At 53.5% G+C, this 17,950-nt stretch carries 15 protein-coding genes; 4 read left to right on the forward strand and 11 right to left on the reverse strand.

Annotated elements, in window-relative coordinates:
* The first annotated feature begins 25 nt into the window (after positions 1 to 25).
* Entirely contained in the window at positions 26 to 1,054 is a 1,029-nt protein-coding gene (locus tag AC58X1_RS08030; RefSeq protein WP_497428622.1) for a reverse transcriptase family protein, read from the forward strand.
* 241 nt (positions 1,055 to 1,295) lie between these two features.
* On the opposite strand, the gene AC58X1_RS08035 is transcribed toward AC58X1_RS08030, so the two are convergent.
* Together AC58X1_RS08035 and AC58X1_RS08040 are read right to left on the reverse strand one after the other, a co-directional pair.
* Positions 1,296 to 2,156 carry a hypothetical protein gene (locus tag AC58X1_RS08035; protein ID WP_497428623.1) on the reverse strand — a complete coding sequence of 287 codons (861 nt, stop codon included), beginning with the start codon at positions 2,154 to 2,156 and terminating at the stop codon, positions 1,296 to 1,298.
* A gap of 259 nt (positions 2,157 to 2,415) precedes the next feature.
* A complete protein-coding gene (locus AC58X1_RS08040) occupies positions 2,416 to 3,015 on the reverse strand; it encodes a hypothetical protein (protein ID WP_497428624.1) in 600 nt (199 codons plus the stop codon).
* A gap of 367 nt (positions 3,016 to 3,382) precedes the next feature.
* Here AC58X1_RS08040 and AC58X1_RS08045 point away from each other — a divergent pair, with 367 nt between their 5' ends.
* The 3 genes from AC58X1_RS08045 to AC58X1_RS08055 are packed head-to-tail and all read left to right on the forward strand — an operon-like array spanning position 3,383 to position 6,936.
* Positions 3,383 to 4,312, forward strand: a complete 930-nt coding sequence (locus AC58X1_RS08045; RefSeq protein ID WP_497428625.1) for a hypothetical protein — start codon at positions 3,383 to 3,385, stop codon at positions 4,310 to 4,312.
* 42 nt (positions 4,313 to 4,354) lie between these two features.
* A complete protein-coding gene (locus AC58X1_RS08050; protein WP_497428626.1) occupies positions 4,355 to 5,920 on the forward strand; it encodes an ATP-dependent nuclease in 1,566 nt (521 codons plus the stop codon).
* Positions 5,905 to 6,936, forward strand: a complete 1,032-nt coding sequence (locus AC58X1_RS08055) for a DNA helicase UvrD (protein ID WP_497428627.1) — start codon at positions 5,905 to 5,907, stop codon at positions 6,934 to 6,936. The genes AC58X1_RS08050 and AC58X1_RS08055 overlap by 16 nt, the downstream gene beginning before the upstream one ends.
* Positions 6,937 to 7,113: 177 nt before the next feature.
* Here the strand turns inward: AC58X1_RS08055 and AC58X1_RS08060 are convergent, their stop codons facing one another.
* The 9 genes from AC58X1_RS08060 to AC58X1_RS08100 all read right to left on the reverse strand — a co-directional run bounded on the left by AC58X1_RS08060 (position 7,114) and on the right by AC58X1_RS08100 (position 17,744).
* Positions 7,114 to 7,455 carry a cupin domain-containing protein gene (locus AC58X1_RS08060; protein WP_497428628.1) on the reverse strand — a complete coding sequence of 114 codons (342 nt, stop codon included), beginning with the start codon at positions 7,453 to 7,455 and terminating at the stop codon, positions 7,114 to 7,116.
* A 55-nt stretch (positions 7,456 to 7,510) separates the two neighbouring features.
* Entirely contained in the window at positions 7,511 to 8,872 is a 1,362-nt protein-coding gene (locus tag AC58X1_RS08065; RefSeq protein WP_497428629.1) for an MFS transporter, read from the reverse strand.
* Positions 8,873 to 8,952: 80 nt separating this feature from the next.
* Positions 8,953 to 10,914, reverse strand: coding sequence for an oxidoreductase (locus AC58X1_RS08070; protein ID WP_497428630.1), 1,962 nt, complete (start codon positions 10,912 to 10,914; stop codon positions 8,953 to 8,955).
* A 37-nt stretch (positions 10,915 to 10,951) separates the two neighbouring features.
* The gene (locus AC58X1_RS08075; RefSeq protein WP_497428631.1) at positions 10,952 to 11,293 is read right to left on the reverse strand and encodes an ethanolamine utilization protein EutQ; all 342 of its coding nucleotides are present in this window, start codon (positions 11,291 to 11,293) and stop codon (positions 10,952 to 10,954) included.
* Between the two features lie 64 nt (positions 11,294 to 11,357).
* Complete coding sequence (locus tag AC58X1_RS08080; protein ID WP_497428632.1) at positions 11,358 to 12,764, reverse strand: APC family permease; 1,407 nt, start codon at positions 12,762 to 12,764, stop codon at positions 11,358 to 11,360.
* Positions 12,765 to 12,859: 95 nt separating this feature from the next.
* On the reverse strand, positions 12,860 to 14,284 hold the full coding sequence (locus AC58X1_RS08085) for a gamma-aminobutyraldehyde dehydrogenase (RefSeq protein WP_497428633.1): 1,425 nt from the start codon (positions 14,282 to 14,284) through the stop codon (positions 12,860 to 12,862).
* Positions 14,285 to 14,316: 32 nt separating this feature from the next.
* Positions 14,317 to 15,987, reverse strand: coding sequence for an electron transfer flavoprotein-ubiquinone oxidoreductase (locus AC58X1_RS08090; RefSeq protein ID WP_263596327.1), 1,671 nt, complete (start codon positions 15,985 to 15,987; stop codon positions 14,317 to 14,319).
* Positions 15,988 to 16,065: 78 nt separating this feature from the next.
* A complete protein-coding gene (locus AC58X1_RS08095; RefSeq protein WP_497428634.1) occupies positions 16,066 to 16,995 on the reverse strand; it encodes an electron transfer flavoprotein subunit alpha/FixB family protein in 930 nt (309 codons plus the stop codon).
* A complete protein-coding gene (locus tag AC58X1_RS08100; RefSeq protein WP_497428635.1) occupies positions 16,995 to 17,744 on the reverse strand; it encodes an electron transfer flavoprotein subunit beta/FixA family protein in 750 nt (249 codons plus the stop codon). Before AC58X1_RS08100 ends, AC58X1_RS08095 begins: the two co-directional genes overlap by 1 nt.
* Positions 17,745 to 17,950 lie beyond the last annotated feature (206 nt).

The raw sequence follows: 17,950 nt of genomic DNA on the forward strand, positions 1-17,950 counted from the left end.
CCGCCAGGGCGGAATCTAAAGGTAGATGAATCGCTGGAGCTCTCAGCCCTATTTAAAGGCAGGCCGAAAGGCTGGCGTGTCTGAAGACACACTGCAAAACGCGGTGAAAGCAGCCAATCAGACGAAACATGGCTGTCCACCCATCCTCACCCTGAATCACCTCGCACACCTGACAGGTGTCCCCTATCCTTTTTTGCATCGAACGGTCAGCCGAAAGTATCAGACAGAGGCGTATAACGTCTTTAAGCTGCGCAAGGCCAAGGTGGGTCACAGCCTCGATCGCTTCAGGTGGATATGCGCACCCAGTGAAGATTTACTCCGCGTGCAGCGTTGGATAAACGCCAACATTCTGTCAAAGGTCGATCCTCACGAGGCCAGCGATGCCTATGAAGATCGCCACGGGGTGCTGGAAGCAGCTGAACTCCATTGCGAGGCAGCATGGCTGATCAAGCTCGACCTTACGAACTTCTTTGAGTCGATCCTGGAGCCGAAGGTATACGAGCTTTTCAGGTCATTCGGATATCAACCGCTGGTAGCCTTCGAACTTGCCCGGCTCTGTACCCGCGTACGCGCAAGCGGCAACCCGGATCGAAGATTCGGTAATAAGCCGCTTCCCACAGGGCTGCCCTATACCGGCGATCCTCGGATCGGTCACCTTCCCCAAGGTGCTGCTACGTCCCCAAGAATCGCTAACTTGGTGATGCAGTCATTGGATGAGAGTCTGCAGCTATATGCGTCGGAGAATGGTCTCATGTACTCGCGGTATGCCGACGACCTCGTGTTCTCATCAAGAAATGCGTTCGACCGCTCACAAGCGTCCCAACACGTTAAATCGATCAATGGATGGGTGATTGAGGAAGGGTTCTGGCTCAACGAGGCCAAGACGAAAATCGTCCCACCTGGGGCCCGCAAGATTGTGCTGGGGCTGCTAGTTGATGGTGATAAGCCCCGGCTCACGAAGTCCTACAAGAAGTACGTCAGCGATCATCTCTACTACCTTGACCACCCGTCTATCGATCCGATGATCCATGCCAAGCATCGTGGATTTCAATAGCTTCAGGGGCTGATAAACCATATCAGCGGGAAAATAGCCTACGGCTATAGCATTGAGTCAGAATGGGCCAAGAAGCAAGGTGCCCAGCTCAAAGCGATCTGCAAAACGCTAGAGGTTGACCACGTCGTCTTCCCCTAGCTCTCGCCAGCTCAATCATCGCTCGTAGAGCTGATGCCGTAATCCCCATATTCACAACGGTGGGACAGGGGAAATTGGCCTGCTCCCCCCGATTTCTACCAGGTTAAATGTCAACACCCCACGCTCGAACCTGACCGCGTAGATCCTCACGATGCGCCATGTTCTCACTATGCCCCAAATAATGTGTACCAACCAATTGGCTAAATTCCGGTCGTATGCCAGGAGTGATTACTGGCCTTCCATGTTTGAGACCCAAGTGGATTTCAATACTACGGAAGGACAATTCATCGCTTTCATCGGAGTCAATGTCACCCGAAAAAATGTCGAGGACATCAGCGAAGGGTTCGAGAAGCACTTTCTTCAGCGCAAATACCGTCATCCCTTGGTGCATTTCTTCCAAGTGTCGGTAAAAGAACGAGGTAACCCCAGCTCCGCAGATTTGCACTCGTTCGCTCGGCGCCGGATAGGTCGGCGTGACACCGGCTGGGACGTAAACTCGCTCATATACCTGACGCAAAGCTTGTCCGAAAGCCGGAAGCAACGCATCCGCACCCTCCGCATCGAATGCAGGCGTGCGCAGTTGATTTATGATAACCCTGAGGTGCGGGCACCTCGCTACGGCGGTGAACACAAGCCGCGTGCCAAAGAAATCAGCCCACATTTCAATGGCTCTACTGTCTAGATCATCCTTATCCAGGTGCTTAGTATGGGAATTTGCCCAATGAGCCAGCTCATGGCCGGCGATGATCAAGCAGTAGAACAAATCGGTGTGATCGCTTACGAGACTATCGGCGAATCGGTAGGAGAATTTCAGGGTAGCCTTCCCACCAGCCTCCGCAATCTGGGCGAGCGGGGATGGATCACCATTGAAGTCACATTGCACATCAGGCTGCTGATTGGCCTCATGCATCCACTTGAAATCCGCAATGAACGCTTCGACGACATCCCTGTAAGTAACCGACACTAGGCACCTCCATTTTTGTGGAGGGCTATCATCGCTTGAACCTACGCCAACCGCCAGCCGAAAGTACGCTCCACGCCTCCCTTGCGGCCTGGACAGCCCTGTAACGCCCGGCATGGTCGCAAGCAAAACACATGCGCTCCATTCGCACAGCCACCCTATAGGCTTCGACGAAGCGTCGCAGGGTGCACTGCGTAACTCAAGGCCTTCTAACAAACTGACCCGTCGAAGTGAAGGGTTGGCTACCCTCGAAGCAGTAATGTCAAAGACCCAGATCACCAGCGAACCGCAGATCCAAAGCTCGTGGCAGTTTGTCCTCAATCATTCGGTCAAACAAAGCCAAGGTCATTGCATCCCATCCGTGACCTTCGCCTCGGTGCGGCGAATAGCCCTGCTCAGCATCCGGCATCGCCCAGTGATAATCACCCTTCGCCAGGCGCACCTTAGCTTCACGCTTCACAGCGGCACAGGCTGCGGCCACAGACGGAAATTCCATATCCGGAGCTGGATCTCGAAGTCGATCGAAAGAATGCATCAGCTCTCCTGTCAATCTGCCGAGCGAATAGTCACCGGACTGCACCATCTCGTCGAAAATCTGCGCAAGCTGCTCAGTCGTGTAAACCTCACATGCGAGATCCCATGTTCGGAGATTCGACTGGAGATCTCGATCACTGAAAGCCATCAGGGCAGTCAGAACGTTGTCTGTCTGCAGGCGTCTGATGAACCTCTTGCAGTAGATCGCCTCGCTCGGGGCCTTCTTGCTGTGGATCTGTCGAGGGGCTTTCTGCCCATCAGATGCATCAGCCAATCCTGCCCCGCTAGAGTTTAGAGCAGCGTGCGTTGCGTGTGCGTCAGAATCCATATCCTTCCTTCATGGCAAGCAGGCGCAGCGTTTAGCCATTGTGTCGACCTACGGCTGAAAAATCGCCATGTTAACCGGCCAGCAGGAAAACATCACTGAAGGCAACCTCATCGCTTCAACCAGATCCTATCGAAGCGAGTATTTGGGGATGGGTAGTGGTTCCCGTTGACCAGCACTAGCCCATGCTTGCAGGCCCTCCCCTGATCGGTACACTGATGGCCTATAGCCAGAAGCTCGGACGCTTAAGCTGTCCGTGAGACCAGGAGCGCAACCGTATCGGTTACCACGCAGCCGTCGGCAGGATGACCGTGGCTTCATACTCGATATGAAGATTGGATTTAATCCGCCTTTGATTTGAGGGGTTTGCATGGGCATCAAAATGGATCACGCCTTCGACCAGAACGGCGATAGATGGGAAGCAGACACATACACCAAAGGCACGGGAGCCGAACCTCTTCAATGCAAATGCGGAACTCCAGTCGCTCATAACCCACCGTACACCCGGGAAATGTATGACAAGCCTGTTTTCGTCCAGGGCTATTTTCGCCTCTATCCCAAAGGTGCCCATGCCGCGAACTGTCGATTCGGTGTGGACGAGGAAATTAACGAGATTGCCAGCACCTCCGAAGACCTGATCGAGAGCATCCAGCACAATCGTTACCGGATGCGCCTGGTCATGATCAAAGAAGCCCTGGAGAAAGGTGGTCGTAATTTCGAGGATGATGGGGGCACTCGGGCGACAGCGGGTCGAACTTACACCCACAACCCAAATCTTCTTCCAGCGTACATCAATTCCGCCAAGCGAGCCCTGAAGCTCCGCGCGCTCTGTGACAAAGACCAAGACATCGAACAGCATCTGGAGCTGGTGTTTGAGGGCAATGTGAAGGTCGCCTGGAATCAGTTCTATTTCGAGCCGGAGCGCCACGCAGAAGCGTATTACGCGGTGTCGCATAACACCGTTCAACACCCCATCGCGATTCAGGGTGCGGTGAGCAGTGTCAGGACTGAAATCAGGGGTGACAAATCCAAGAACGTTATCAACCTGCAGATGAACAAGTTCCGAGTTGATCCGGATGATGCAGAAAATGGCATTGGCCTGGAGGTGAGCATTTGGGCCAGGGATCCATCGTGGCTCAAAGGCATTGAAAAGGACGATGAGGTCGTAGTTCTGGGCATGTGGAAAAACTCCACAACCGCACCCGAGAAAGCCCCTAGGGAGGGACGCTTCAAGACCCTCACTAAACGCAGATTGACGTTGACCTTGGTTCTGAAAGCCCAGGTCTCCAAAATCGACTGATGAACGCTTACCCTCCTGCCTAAGGTCAAACAGGAAAGGCTCATGCCGGCCATCACCAAACTCGTGCTGCACAATTTCAAAAGCTTTGGCGATCTGACTCTTCAGTTTGATGCCGGCACCAACGTATTGATTGGGGACAATGAGACGGGCAAGAGTAGCGTCCTACTGGCCCTTGACCTCGCATTAAGTGCGAGTCGCAGCCGAGTCGAAACCATTGGCTACGAAGCGCTACTGAACCAATCTGCAGTGAGGAAATTCCTGGCAGGCCCAGCCCGCCTCGATTTGCTGCCTGAGGTGATAGTGGACGTTTTTCTTGAAGCGGGTGATGACCAGGGTTTGTACGGACGCCAGAACTCGACGGGGGCAGACAGCGATGGCCTGCGCATGGCCATCGTTCCCTTGGTGGAGGATTTCGGCGGAACCATTCTTGAACTGCTTCGGGATAACAAAGAAAGCTTTCCATACGAATATTACGCGGTGCAGTTCTCTACTTTTTCCGGGGCACCCCACGTCAGTTATCGAAGGCCTGTGAAGCACCTACTCATCGACAGCTCTCGAATCGACACCGAGTACGCCGCGCGGGAGTACACACGGACGGTGTTCGGCTTCCACACCCAGGTGCCAGACCGCCATCGGCTCGAAAACCAATACCGTCAGGGCAAGGAAGGCTTCCAAAGAGACAGTCTCAAGGAGCTGAATGCCAAGCTGGGCGAGTACCAGTTCGCATTGCGAACCAGCGTGCGTTCGAATCTGGAAACTGACCTGGTGATCACCAAGGAAGGGATCCCAATCGAAAACCGTGGCAAGGGCGAGCAGTGTTTCATCAAGACCAATTTTGCGCTGCAGAAGCATGATGCCAGAGGTGGCCTACACGCATTGTTGCTCGAAGAGCCCGAGAACCATCTGAGCCACACGAACATGAAGCGTCTGGTAGAGCGTCTGACCCGTACCCAGGGAACTCAACTCTTCATTGCCACCCACAGTAGTCACATCTGCTCACGACTCGATCTTCGTCGAGCCCTACTCCTGGGAACCGAACAAAAGGCAGGCCGACTCAAGGATCTGACGGAGTCCACTGCCGAATTCTTCATGAAGGCCCCGGACAACAATGTGCTTGAGTTTTCGTTGTCGAATCGGGTCATTTTGGTCGAGGGGGATGCCGAATTCATCCTTCTGGAACATTTCTACAACAAGCACGCTGGAACCACTCCGCAGTCAGACAACGTCCACATCATCTCGATCGGTGGTACCAGCTTCAAACGGTATTTAGAGCTCGGCAAGCTCCTTGGGATCAGGGTCGCAGCAATCCGGGACAACGACCATGACCATCAGCAAAATTGCGTCGAGAACTACAAGGCTTGCCTGTACGACGGTGCCCAGATTTTCGCTGACGGGAACAATGAGCGCTCTACGTTCGAGATCGGCCTTTACCTCGACAACCAGAAAATCTGTGACGGTCTATTCGGGGGAGCACGCAAGACCCTTACGGTTCAGGATTACATGCTCAAAAACAAGGCGGATGTGGCTTTCGAGCTCCTTACGAAGAAGCCAGAAGAACTCATCGCACCTGCCTATATCCAGGAGGCGATCCAGTGGATAAGAGCGTGATCTTCGCGGTTGCCGGATCCGGGAAAACCAGCCTGGTGATTAATCGCCTGAGCCTTGACCAGCGCGCTCTGATCGTCACCTATACCGAGAACAACTATCGCCACCTTCGACATCGCATCATCCAAAACTTTGGGACGATTCCGCCCAACATCACCGTCATGACGTACTTCTCCTTTTTGCACGGTTTTTGTTACCGCCCACTGCTGCAGTTAGAGCTAGATACCCGGGGTATGAACTTCCGGCTACCAACCAACCCCCGGACACCGCTCAGCGACATGGCGCGCTTCAGGGATGGCAGTCGAAGGCTCTACTACAACCGCCTGGCAAAATTGCTGGAGATGAGGAAATGCATACCGGCCATACGCGCGCGGATCGAGCGTTTCTATGACTGTGTCTACGTCGACGAGGTGCAGGATTTCGCTGGCCACGACTTCAACCTACTGCTGGACATCTCGAAAGCAAAGGCGGGTATGACCTTTGTTGGTGACTTCTATCAGCATACGTACGACACCAGCCGGGACGGCTCGGTTAACAAATCGCTGCATGACGACATCACCAAGTACGAGAAACGATTCCGTGAAGCTGGAATCAAGGTGGACAAAACCACTCTGGGGCACAGCTGGCGGTGCTCTACAACCGTCTGCGATTTCATCAACGCGAAGCTGCAGATCACCATGGGCGCGCAGCAGGAGCGGGTTAGTGAGATCATTACGATCGAAGAACCTGGACAAGCCGCAACCCTTCACGCCGATCCAAACGTCGTGAAGCTCTTCTTGAAGGAACACGACAGATACGATTGCCACTCGCTCAACTGGGGAGCGAGCAAAGGCATGGATCACTTCGGGCACGTCTGTGTCGTTTTAGGCGCCGACACCTGGAAACGATACCAGAATGGCAATTTACACGAAGCCAATCCACAGACTCGAAACAAGCTGTACGTGGCCTGCTCGCGCGCGAATGGCGACCTCTACATCGTTCACGACAAGCTTTTAAAACCGTTCAAGAAAGCTCGGTAGCGCGGGACGCTCGCGCCTGCCAGCAGCAAGTCGTCGAAGTGCGGTAGCTTGCGCTTGATACCACCACCGCGAATGTCGTAGATCTCCCAATCAACCCCCTGCTTGCACAGAGCCAGTACCGCTCAAACTGGCCCCCTCCTACACAGGTGTCCTCGCTCCCTATCCGACAACGGGATCCTAGAGAATGAGGAAGCTCTTCCGGATGGTCTGCTTGACGTCCCAGGTACCTGCGCAGTTTTCAGGAAACAACACCGCATCTCCTGCACGGATTTCAATTGCCGAACCGTTATCAGGGATGAAGAAACAATGTCCTTCAACAAAATGGCTGAACTCTCTCTGCATGACCTTACGCCGCCAGCGACCCGGGCTGCAGACCCACACGCCGGCAGACAAACCGTCTTGGGTCTCATGCTCATGACAAGCCACTTCAGCGACGGGAGAACCTAAAGGCTCAGCGACGCGAGTCGCCAGACCCAGCGGTTGGTTAAGAACATCTGAAAAAACTACAGGTTGGCTCATGGGGATCTCCTGATCATCAAGAGCGAGGAGTGTCCTCGCTCCCGCTAGACTGTTATTAGGTATAAGCGCTGAGAGAGGCCGTTTGATGAAGCGAACGGCCACGGGTTTCAGGCGCCCAAGCCAGGCAAATGACGAACGCCACCAAGGTGATTCCTGCGCCGATCAAGATGGTTGCCTGCAGCCCAATCGTGGCGATGCCGATGGGCATCAAATAGGTGCCTGTAGCAGCCCCAATACGACTGAACCCGACCGCTACTCCTACAGCGGTCGCTCGGACTGCTGTTGGGAAGAGCTCATTGGGGTAGATCCATTCAAGGATACTAGGGCCCCCAGACACGAATGCGTAGAAGGCGAATGCAGCAACGATGAACCAAGCAGGGGCATCAGCCCATAGGCCTAGGGCAATCAAGGGCAGTGCCATCAGAGCAAATGGCACCACTGCCATCGGGCGTCGTCCCCACGTTTCGACCAGCCGCAATGCAGGCAAAATCCCTAACGCGAATAGCATGGCGATCAGCAACTCACCCAGTGTCGACGAGTTGTCCTCCTGAATTCCAGCGGACAGCAAGATCAAACCACCGAATGTGTAGAGCACGTACTGCGGGGTGATTTGGGCAAAGTACAATACCCCGCACATGATAGTGCGCTTGAGGTAACCACCAGTGCACAGTAAGCGGAGGTCGCTGATGATCGAGCGCTGATGTGCCCCATCGTTGAGTTCGAGGATGTCCTGGTCAGTGATGGACACAGTTTTCCCGTAGACGAGCTTGATAACCTCCTCTGCTTCACGAACACGGCCCTTGCTCGCCAGCCACCGTGGTGACTCGGGAATACCGCGACGAGCGATGACGACAATGATGCCCACCACCGCGCCGCTGAACAGCATCCATCGCCACAGCGAGTGGTCACCAGAATACTGCACCATGAGGTAACCCACGAGGAACGCTGTCATGGCGCCGATAGACCACGCGAGACCTGACACGCCGATCATGAAGCCTCGTCGCTTGGCAGGAGTAAACTCCGTAAGCAGTGAGGTAGCGATAGGATAATCCGCACCTACCGCAAGACCGATCACGAATCGTAATACGATCAGCTGCCAGGCATCTGTTACGAACGCAGAAAGACCGCAAGCGATGACTAGCACCGCCAAGTCCAGTGCATACATCGTTTCCCGACCAATTCGATCAGTAAGCGCTCCGAATACAGTTGCACCGAAGAAAATGCCGAGTAAGGAAGCGGCGCCAATTAGCCCTGTCTCTACCGGTGTGGCACTGATGTCTTGAGAAAAGCCCACCAGAGCAATGCCAATCAAACTGAGGATATATCCGTCAAGGAATGGGCCACCGCAGCAGGCAAGCAGTAGTTTTCGATGAAACTTTGAGACAGGTGAGTTTTCAATTACGTCGAAGACGCTCATGCTTTACCCTTATTGTGTTTATTGTAAGCCTCAGGAAAAAAAGCCCGCAACTGGTGAGATAGCGGGCAAAGCGCAGAAACTTAAATCTCCCAGCCGACTTTCATACCTTCGTAGATCGCTTCTTCAGCAGTACGGGGAGCAAGGCAGTCACCAGCACGATATACTTCAATACTCGGGTCAAGTTGCTCAACCAGATCATCGACCGGCTGATGGCCTGTACATAGAACCAACGTGTCTACATCCTCAAACATGATCGGCTCGCCACTGGCCGTATGTTGCATGTACACAGTGCTGTCGTCGCAACCGTAGAGACGAGCATACGTGGTCACAGGAATTTGCAGCTTGTGCATTTCCCCAACCAGATTGTCCCGAACGTACAGGGGGAGTGTCTCGCCCACATTGGTGCCGTTCACAGCCAATTGAACATTGTGACCCGCGCGGATCAAGATTTCCGCAATACCAGGCCCGATCCAGTCACACCGCCAGTCGACCACTACTACGGATCGTCCGACCTTCACTTCATTGCGCAGCACTTGCCAAGCATCAACGACTTGAAGCTCGCCTCCCGCTTCATATTGCGGGATGTACGGTGTCGCGCCCGTAGCAACCACGATGGCATCAGGTGCAAAGTCCGCGACCGACTGGGCAGTGACCCGCACGTTCCTCTGGACTTTGACGCCAGCGAGTTCCATTTCGCGCTGCAGGTTGGTGCTTGCTCCCCCGAACTCGGTTCGACGAGGCAACAATTGAGCAAGCAAGACTTGCCCCCCCAGCTGCGACGTTGCCTCAAAGAGGGTTACGTCATGACCGCGTTGCGCGGCGATTACTGCTGCCTTCATACCGGCGGGGCCTCCGCCGACGACCATCACCTTCTTGCTGACTGCCGCTGGCGTGACCTTGCCATACTTGATCTCACGCCCCGTTTCGGGTCGCTGGATGCACGAGATTGGGAACCCTTTATGGAAGTGTCCAATGCACGCCTGATTGCAAGCAATGCAGGCGCGAACATCATCAGCCTTATCCTGGTAAGTCTTGTTCGGCATCTCCGGGTCGCAGATCAACGCACGGGTCATCCCGCAGACATCTGCCTGGCCGCGCGCAACGATCAGCTCTGCTTCTTGTGGAGCGTTGATGCGTCCCGTCACGAAAAGCGGGATTGATAGCTTGGACTTAAACAGTCCAGCATTCTTTGCCAGATACGCGGCCTCAATGGCCATTGGCGGAACGATGTGCACCGCGCCCCCCAACGTCGCAGAGGTACCTGCGACAATGTGGAGATAATCCAGACGATCTTGAAGCAATCGAGCGGCTTCAAGGGACTCGTCTTCTGTGAGGCCTTCAAGATCAAGCTCTTCAGCGGAAATACGCATCCCGACAACAAAATTTTCGCCGGTACGGCTTCTGACTGCCTGAATGATCTCCTCGATGAAGCGTACGCGCTTACTGATGTCGCCGTTGTAATCGTCTGTTCTCCGGTTAACCCGGGGATTCAGAAACTGTGACGGGAGATAACCATGGCTTGCTACGATTTCAACGCCATCAATGCCTGCTGCTTCGAGGCGCTGGGCCGCCTCACCATAGCCCCGCACGATCTCGTCGATCATTTTCTGATCTAGAGCTCGCGGCATGACATGGAAGCGCTCGTTGGGGGTCGAGGATGCGGAATACGCGACTGCCAACGGCCCATCGCTGGATTCCATGATCTCCCTACCTGGATGAAAGATCTGGGAGAAAACCATAGTCCCGTTAGCGTGGCAAATGTCTGCAACACGACGGTAACCCGGAATACACTCATCATCGGTGGCCATCAATACGTGGGAGGTATAACGCGCACTTTCGTGCACACCTGCTACTTGGAGAATGATCAGCCCTGCGCCACCCTCCGCCCGCGCTTGGTGATAAGCAACAAATTGATCATTGACCAAGTTGTCGGTAGGCATCGAGGTATCATGTCCTGTGGACATAATACGATTCTTCAAACGCTTGCCACGTATCTCGAACGGCGAGAAGAGGTTCTTGTAGGCGCTATTCTGGGAAAGCATATTTTTATACCTATAGGCTAAAACGGTACGACTTCTATCAGCCCTGCCAGGTCACTGGATAAAGCGCATAGAATACTTTTGCTTTTTTACCAGAATAAACAAGCGGGCTTTTCTCAGGAACCCAAATAACATCCCCGGTTTGAGCATGTATAACTTCATCACCAATGGAAAGGTCAAACTCTCCCTCCAGCACAACGATCACCTCATCATAAAGAACCGTCCAAGGGATCGAGGCGCCATCAAAAAAAGCGATGCCTGCACCGATGGTCTCACTCTCCTTAGTTCCCACCAAACGGCAAATGGACGCCCGCTCATCTGGTTCACCACCATATGAGGAAAACACCATAGCCTGGTTCTTGAAGTGAATATGTTTAGACATTATCAGGCCTCTCATAATAAAGTGCATGTTGAATTGAGCAGGGTTTTCCCTGCTCGAATTTCATCTAAATTTTCCCAGGACGCTTACGCTCAAGCGCGACAATAATCAGGTAAGCAACCGCTGTCATTCCCACCATAATATGTGGAAGCCAGCCGAACACGCCTTCAGCCTGGATAGCAAAGTAATAAACGAGAATCGCACCGAAGGTTAGACCACCAAGAGCAATCGATACAACATTGAGTATGTTATGTTCGTTTGATGCAATGAGTTCCTTAATCGCGCCGATGCTGAGCAAGACATAAGGCACAATCCAGAAAAGCGAGAAAAGTGTGGCCAAATAGTTAGCCGACAGCAGGGGGGGCGCACCAGCGAAGATTTGCAGCGCCAGTGGGATTACAGCGGCGGACGCAGCCATCAAAATAGTCGCGGCAGTGGGCGACCCATAGATTGGGTGAACGCTGGAAAAAACAGCTGGCAAGAAGCGCTCGCTAGCGGAAGTGGCGAAAACGCGGCTTCCGTAGTTAAGGAAAGCTACCAAGCTGGCAAATGCTGCCGCAGCCAGCAGCAGGTCAATAGGCTTTTGCAGGTAGGGCATGCCTGCGATCGTAGCCAAAATCGAGGTAGGAGATTCACCTGCATTGAGCGCGTCCATTTGGCCATTCATCAAATGGCAGCTCAGCATGATCAAACCAATGAACGCGAAGCCGGTGATGAGCAAGACATTCCGCAGTAGTTTTGGAACGTTCTTCTTGGGATTATCAGTCTCAGCTGCAAGTGCTGCCAGCGCATCGCAACCGACGAAATAGGCGAGACCTACAATGGTGCCTTCAGCCAAGTTGCGCAACGAGACGCCTTCGAGCGTCAATTGGCTGACAACATCTACTCCACCGTTCATGGCAGCTGCGACACCGACGATTATAACCAGGGGCGCAGAGAGGAACGACAACCAGGCAGTTACCGAAATAGATGCGTCCAATCCTCGCCACGTCAGCGCGCCGGCCATGACAGATATGGAAATGGCCGAGACAGCCTGGAACCAGTTTGCGGCTGCAAAGGACACTCCAACGCTATGCAGGAAGCTGCTGCTAAACATCACTACGGATGTAGACAATGAAGCGCAGACAATCAGGAAACCAGTTAAATAAGAGGCAGCCACCACCCGCTGTGGCAAGCGACCAAGCGCAAGCCCCACATAAGAAACCAACGAACCAGTAACGACGTACTTTCGTGCGAACACATTGGTAGCGATCGACATGAAAAGTGCCGCAACCAGCGCGAGAAGCATTGCCAACCAAGATCCATTCCCTGCATAAAGAGGCAATGCACCTGCAGCCATCGCCGCGCTAGGAACCAATTGCTGCCCAGAAAGGCCGAGCATGGTCACGCGAAACAAAGACTCCGTTTTTTTGACTTCACTGCCAGAATCGGAATCAAGAAAATTACTTTCGGATAAGGCTGTTTGGTTAGTCACAAATGAACCCTCTTGTTTTTATGTCAGAGCCACGGGTTTCCATTTATTAATCACACTGCGAATGACACACATCCATGTGTGTCATCTGGACTAAATCAGTGCTTGATCATCACGTGGCGCACAGCGGTGTAGTCTTCAAGACCGTACATCGACAGATCCTTACCGTAACCAGAATGTTTCTGCCCACCGTGGGGCATTTCGCTGATCAACATGAAATGAGTGTTGACCCAGGTGCAGCCATACTGGAGTCGCGCAGAAAGGCGGTGCGCTCGACCCAAGTCGTTAGTCCAAACTGACGATGCGAGTCCATAGTTGGAATCGTTGGCCCAGTTCAGAACCTCACCCTCAGTGGCAAATTTTGTTACCGAGACAACGGGGCCAAATACTTCGCGCTGAACGATTTCATCATCTTGCTTCGCGTCAGCAACGATGGTGGGCTGGAAGAAGAAGCCTGGCCCTTCCACTGTTTTGCCACCAGTGGTGATGCGAATATGTGGCTGAGCTGCTGCACGCTCTACAAAGCCTTTAACGTGCGCGAGATGCTGGGCAGTGATCAACGGCCCCAATTCAACGCCTTCATCATCTTGAAGACCATGTCTTAGGGTGCCTACAGCTTCCGTCAGCTTCTCAAGGAAGCGATCGTAGATTCCTTCTTGGACATAGAGTCGCGTGGCCGCGCAGCAATCCTGGCCTGCGTTATAGAAGCCGAATGTGCGAATACCCTCTACCGCAGCATCGATGTCAGCGTCATCAAAGATGATGACCGGAGCCTTGCCACCCAGCTCCATGTGCATGCGCTTGACGTCACTGCTAGTGCTGGAAATGATCCTGGCGCCCGTTGCGACCGATCCAGTAAGCGAAACCATTCTTACAAGCGGGTGGTTGGTGAGCGGGGAGCCAACTGACGAGCCACGCCCAAAAACCACGTTCAAAACACCAGCCGGCAGAATCGAACCGATCAGCTCGGCCAGACGCAGAGCGGTCAATGGCGTCTGTTCGGAAGGTTTCAGCACAACAGTATTGCCCGCAACCAAAGCAGGAGCGATCTTCCAGGCAACCATCATGAGTGGATAGTTCCAGGGAGCGATGGAAGCGATCACACCGATCGAGTCTCGTCGAATCATCGACGTGTGACCGGGCAGATATTCGCCAGCTGCTGTACCAGTCAAGCAACGCGCCGCGCCTGCGAAGTAGCGAAACACGTCGGAGATACCGGGCAATTCATCGTTTAGCACTGCATTGAAGGGTTTTCCGCAGTTAATAGACTCCAGCCGGGCAAGCTCTTCAGCGTGCTGATCAATGACATTTGCAATCTTGAGCAGCAGCGTCGAACGATCCTTGGGAGATGTCTGAGACCAACTGTCAAACGCTTGGTGAGCTGCCTCCACTGCTCCGTCAACCTGATCAAGGGTAGCCTCAGGAATCATCACCACGACCTCACCGGTCGAGGGATTCAATACCGGCTGAGACTCACCAAGCCCCGAGACCAACTGACCATTTATAAGAAGCTTCGTTTGCATTTTATTCACCAGCTTATTGTTTGTAGTTGGATTTACATGTTGGCGTAGTTAGGGCCGCCGGTACCCTCAGGCGTAATCCAGGTAATATTCTGCGCCGGATCCTTGATATCGCAGGTTTTGCAGTGAACACAGTTCTGAGCGTTGATTTGGAAGCGCTTATTACCATCATCCATCTGCACCACTTCGTAAACTCCCGCAGGGCAGTAACGTTGTGCGGGCTCATCAAACTTTGGCAGATTCGAGTCGATCGGGATGCTCGGATCAGCCAACTTCAAATGGACTGGTTGATCTTCCTCATGATTGGTGTTGGAGAGGAAGACCGAGGACAGCTTGTCAAAGCTGATTTTGCCGTCCGGCTTCGGATACTCAATCCGATCAGATTCTGATGCCAGCTTCATGCATGCATAATCAGGTTTTGTGTCATGTAGGGTAAAGGGCAGTTTGCCGCCAAAGATATTTTGATCGACAAAGTTGATGGCTCCACCAACCTTCAAACCAAACTTATGCAGCGATGCACTAAAGTTACGACTACTAAATAATTCATCGTACAACCAGCTTGACTCGAATGATTCCACATAGCCAGTCAAGATCTTGCCGTCATCGGACGGATTCTGAAGTGCATCTACAATCGCATCAGCCGCCAGCATCCCGGATTTCATCGCGGTATGACTGCCCTTAATCTTGGCAGCATTAAGTGTTCCCAGATCGCAGCCAATCAAAGCGCCGCCAGGGAATACCATTTCAGGAAGCGAATTCAAACCACCCTTGCAGATTGCGCGAGCACCGTAGGCGACACGTTTGCCGCCCTCAAGATGCTGCTTGATTACCGGGTGATGCTTGTAACGCTGAAATTCATCAAACGGCGACAGGTAAGGATTGCTGTAGGCCAGATCAACAATGAGGCCTACCACCACCTGGTTGTTCTCAAGGTGGTACAGGAACGAGCCACCTGGATTGGCATCATCCAACGGCCAACCAGCGGTATGAATCACCAGGCCTGGCTGATGTTTGGCCGGATCTATGTCCCAGATTTCTTTAATGCCGATACCGTAGTGCTGAGGATCGGCGGTGGCGTCTAGCTGGAAACGCTTGATCAGTTGCTTCCCGATGTGCCCACGGCATCCTTCGGCAAAGAGCGTGTACTTGGCCCGCAGCTCCATGCCCGGCGTGTAGACACCCTCTTTCTGGTTCCCCTCTTTGCCTACACCAAGGTCACCTGTAAGCACGCCGTAAACAACACCAGACTCATCGATGAGCGCTTCCTGCGCGGCGAAGCCAGGGTAGATTTCCACTCCCAGACCCTCGGCTTGCTGCGCAAGCCAACGGCAAAGGTTGCCTAAGGAAATTATGTAATTACCTTCGTTATGCATTGTTTTCGGAACCAGGAAACCCGGAACCTTCAGAGCGTCTTCAGCATTTTTTAAAAGAAAAATGTCGTCGCGAATTACTGGCGTATGGAGTGGCGCGCCGAGCTCTTCCCAATCAGGAAATAACTCCATCAGCGCACGCGGTTCAAAGACTGCGCCAGATAGGATATGAGCCCCAACTTCAGAGCCCTTTTCCACTACACAGACGCTAATCTCCTGGCCAGCTTCAGCTGCTTGCTTTTTTAAACGGCAAGCTGCAGATAGACCAGACGGGCCGGCGCCAACAATGACGACGTCATATTCCATAAATTCACGCATAGCATCAGACTTTCTTATAAGAGTGGCGTATAAAAAAAGCCGGCGAACCGGCTATAAATGAGGGTTCGATGAACGTTTAAAACGCAATCAATCCTTTTAAATCGCTTTTTCCAGCTCAGGCATCAATTCGAACAAATCGCCGACCAGGCCATAGTCAGCCACCTGGAAGATGGGCGCATCTTCATCCTTGTTGATCGCAACAATGACTTTGGAGTCTTTCATACCCGCCAAGTGCTGAATCGCACCAGAGATACCAACCGCGATATAGAGTTGTGGCGCTACAATCTTACCGGTTTGGCCAACCTGCATATCGTTGGCTACGTAACCAGCGTCCACTGCTGCGCGCGAAGCACCAACAGCAGCCCCAAGCTTGTCAGCCACGGCATAAAGAAGCTTGAAGTTCTCGCCATTCTGCAACCCGCGACCACCGGAGATAACCACCTTCGCAGAGGTCAGGTCAGGACGCTCGGACTTGGCAAGCTCCTCACCGACAAAGGCTGACTTGCCTGAATCGCCACCCACGCCAACGATTTCGATGGCTGCGCTGCCACCCTGAGCAGGGGCAGCATCAAAGCCGGTTGTGCGCACGGTTAACACCTTGATCGTCGCGTTCGACTGCACCGTGGCAATCGCATTACCTGCATAGATCGGGCGCTTGAAAGTATCGGCGCTTACAACGGCGGTGATTTCGGAGATCTGATCCACGTCCAGCAGCGCAGCCGCACGCGGCAGGTAGTTTTTGCCGTTAGTGGTGGCAGGCGCAATGACGTGAGAATATTGCTTTGCCATTTCGGCAATCAGGGGGGCGACATTCTCCGGCAACTGGTGAGCAAAATGCGCGGCATCTGCTACCAGCACCTTTGCAACGCCTTCTACCTGAGCCACAGCTTCGGCCACCGAACCTACACCCTGGCCTGCAACCAGAATGTGGATATCACCACCTATCTGGCGAGCGGCTGTGACTGCATTGAGAGTGGCAGCAGCAAGGCTACCATCGTTGTGTTCTGCAACAATCAGGATAGCCATCAGATCACCTTCGCTTCGTTTTTCAGTTTCTCAACCAGTTCCGCAACAGATTTCACCTTGATCCCCGCAGTACGCGTCGCCGGGGATTCAACTTTAATGGTGGTGACTGTCGAAGCGGTCGATACACCCAGAGCTTCGGGAGTGATAATTTCCAAAGGCTTTTTCTTGGCCTTCATGATGCTCGGCAGAGATGCATAACGAGGCTCGTTCAGGCGCAAGTCAGTGGTGACGATCGCCGGCAGGGTCAGCGAAACCGTCTGCAAACCACCATCGACTTCCCGAGTGACACTGACCTTATCGCCTGCCAGCTCAACCTTGGACGCGAAGGTGCCTTGCGGGTAACCAGTCAAAGCACCCAGCATCTGACCCGTTTGGTTGTTGTCGGTGTCAATGGCTTGCTTCCCGATAATGACCAGCTGCGGCTGCTCTTTGTCGACTACCGCCTTGAGCAGCTTCGCCACTGCCAAAGAAGAAACATCTTCGGAAGTCTCGACCAGGATGCCCGAGTCGGCGCCAAGGGCCAGAGCAGTGCGAACCTGCTCCTGTGCAGCATTGGGGCCGATCGTCACGACGACGATCTCAGAAGCGATACCCTTCTCTTTCAGACGCACAGCTTCTTCCACTGCGATCTCGCAGAATGGATTCATCGCCATCTTGACGTTGGTGAGATCAACGCCCGAGTCGTCCGGCTTGACACGCACCTTGACGTTGAAGTCAACGACCCGTTTTACAGCTACCAATACTTTCATCTTGTTATTACCTTGCGTGCTCTGGTTTCAGCAACGCCGGCTTCTCCCCTCACCGTGGAGGGAGACGGCAATCTACTGACGGGACTGTCGAAGGAACCAGCTACGCCCCAAGGGGGGAGGCTGGCCAGGAGGCTCAACAGAAGCGCCGTGAAAATTTACTCATTTTTTCACGGAGTAGGCAAGGCATTTCAAATTTACGTTCGTCG

It is taken from the genome of Pseudomonas sp. PGPR N4, from assembly GCF_059693665.1.

Excerpts from the sequence above, each read along its gene's own strand:
- AC58X1_RS08045 (WP_497428625.1), top strand. The coding sequence starts at position 3,383 with ATGGGCATCAAAATGGATCACGCCTTCGACCAGAACGGCGATAGATGG.
- AC58X1_RS08065 (WP_497428629.1), bottom strand. The coding sequence starts at position 8,872 with ATGAGCGTCTTCGACGTAATTGAAAACTCACCTGTCTCAAAGTTTCAT.
- AC58X1_RS08030 (WP_497428622.1), top strand. The coding sequence starts at position 26 with ATGAATCGCTGGAGCTCTCAGCCCTATTTAAAGGCAGGCCGAAAGGCT.
- AC58X1_RS08050 (WP_497428626.1), top strand. The coding sequence starts at position 4,355 with ATGCCGGCCATCACCAAACTCGTGCTGCACAATTTCAAAAGCTTTGGC.
- AC58X1_RS08070 (WP_497428630.1), bottom strand. The coding sequence starts at position 10,914 with ATGCTTTCCCAGAATAGCGCCTACAAGAACCTCTTCTCGCCGTTCGAG.
- AC58X1_RS08040 (WP_497428624.1), bottom strand. The coding sequence starts at position 3,015 with ATGGATTCTGACGCACACGCAACGCACGCTGCTCTAAACTCTAGCGGG.
- AC58X1_RS08060 (WP_497428628.1), bottom strand. The coding sequence starts at position 7,455 with ATGAGCCAACCTGTAGTTTTTTCAGATGTTCTTAACCAACCGCTGGGT.
- AC58X1_RS08075 (WP_497428631.1), bottom strand. The coding sequence starts at position 11,293 with ATGTCTAAACATATTCACTTCAAGAACCAGGCTATGGTGTTTTCCTCA.
- AC58X1_RS08095 (WP_497428634.1), bottom strand. The coding sequence starts at position 16,995 with ATGGCTATCCTGATTGTTGCAGAACACAACGATGGTAGCCTTGCTGCT.
- AC58X1_RS08085 (WP_497428633.1), bottom strand. The coding sequence starts at position 14,284 with ATGCAAACGAAGCTTCTTATAAATGGTCAGTTGGTCTCGGGGCTTGGT.
- AC58X1_RS08100 (WP_497428635.1), bottom strand. The coding sequence starts at position 17,744 with ATGAAAGTATTGGTAGCTGTAAAACGGGTCGTTGACTTCAACGTCAAG.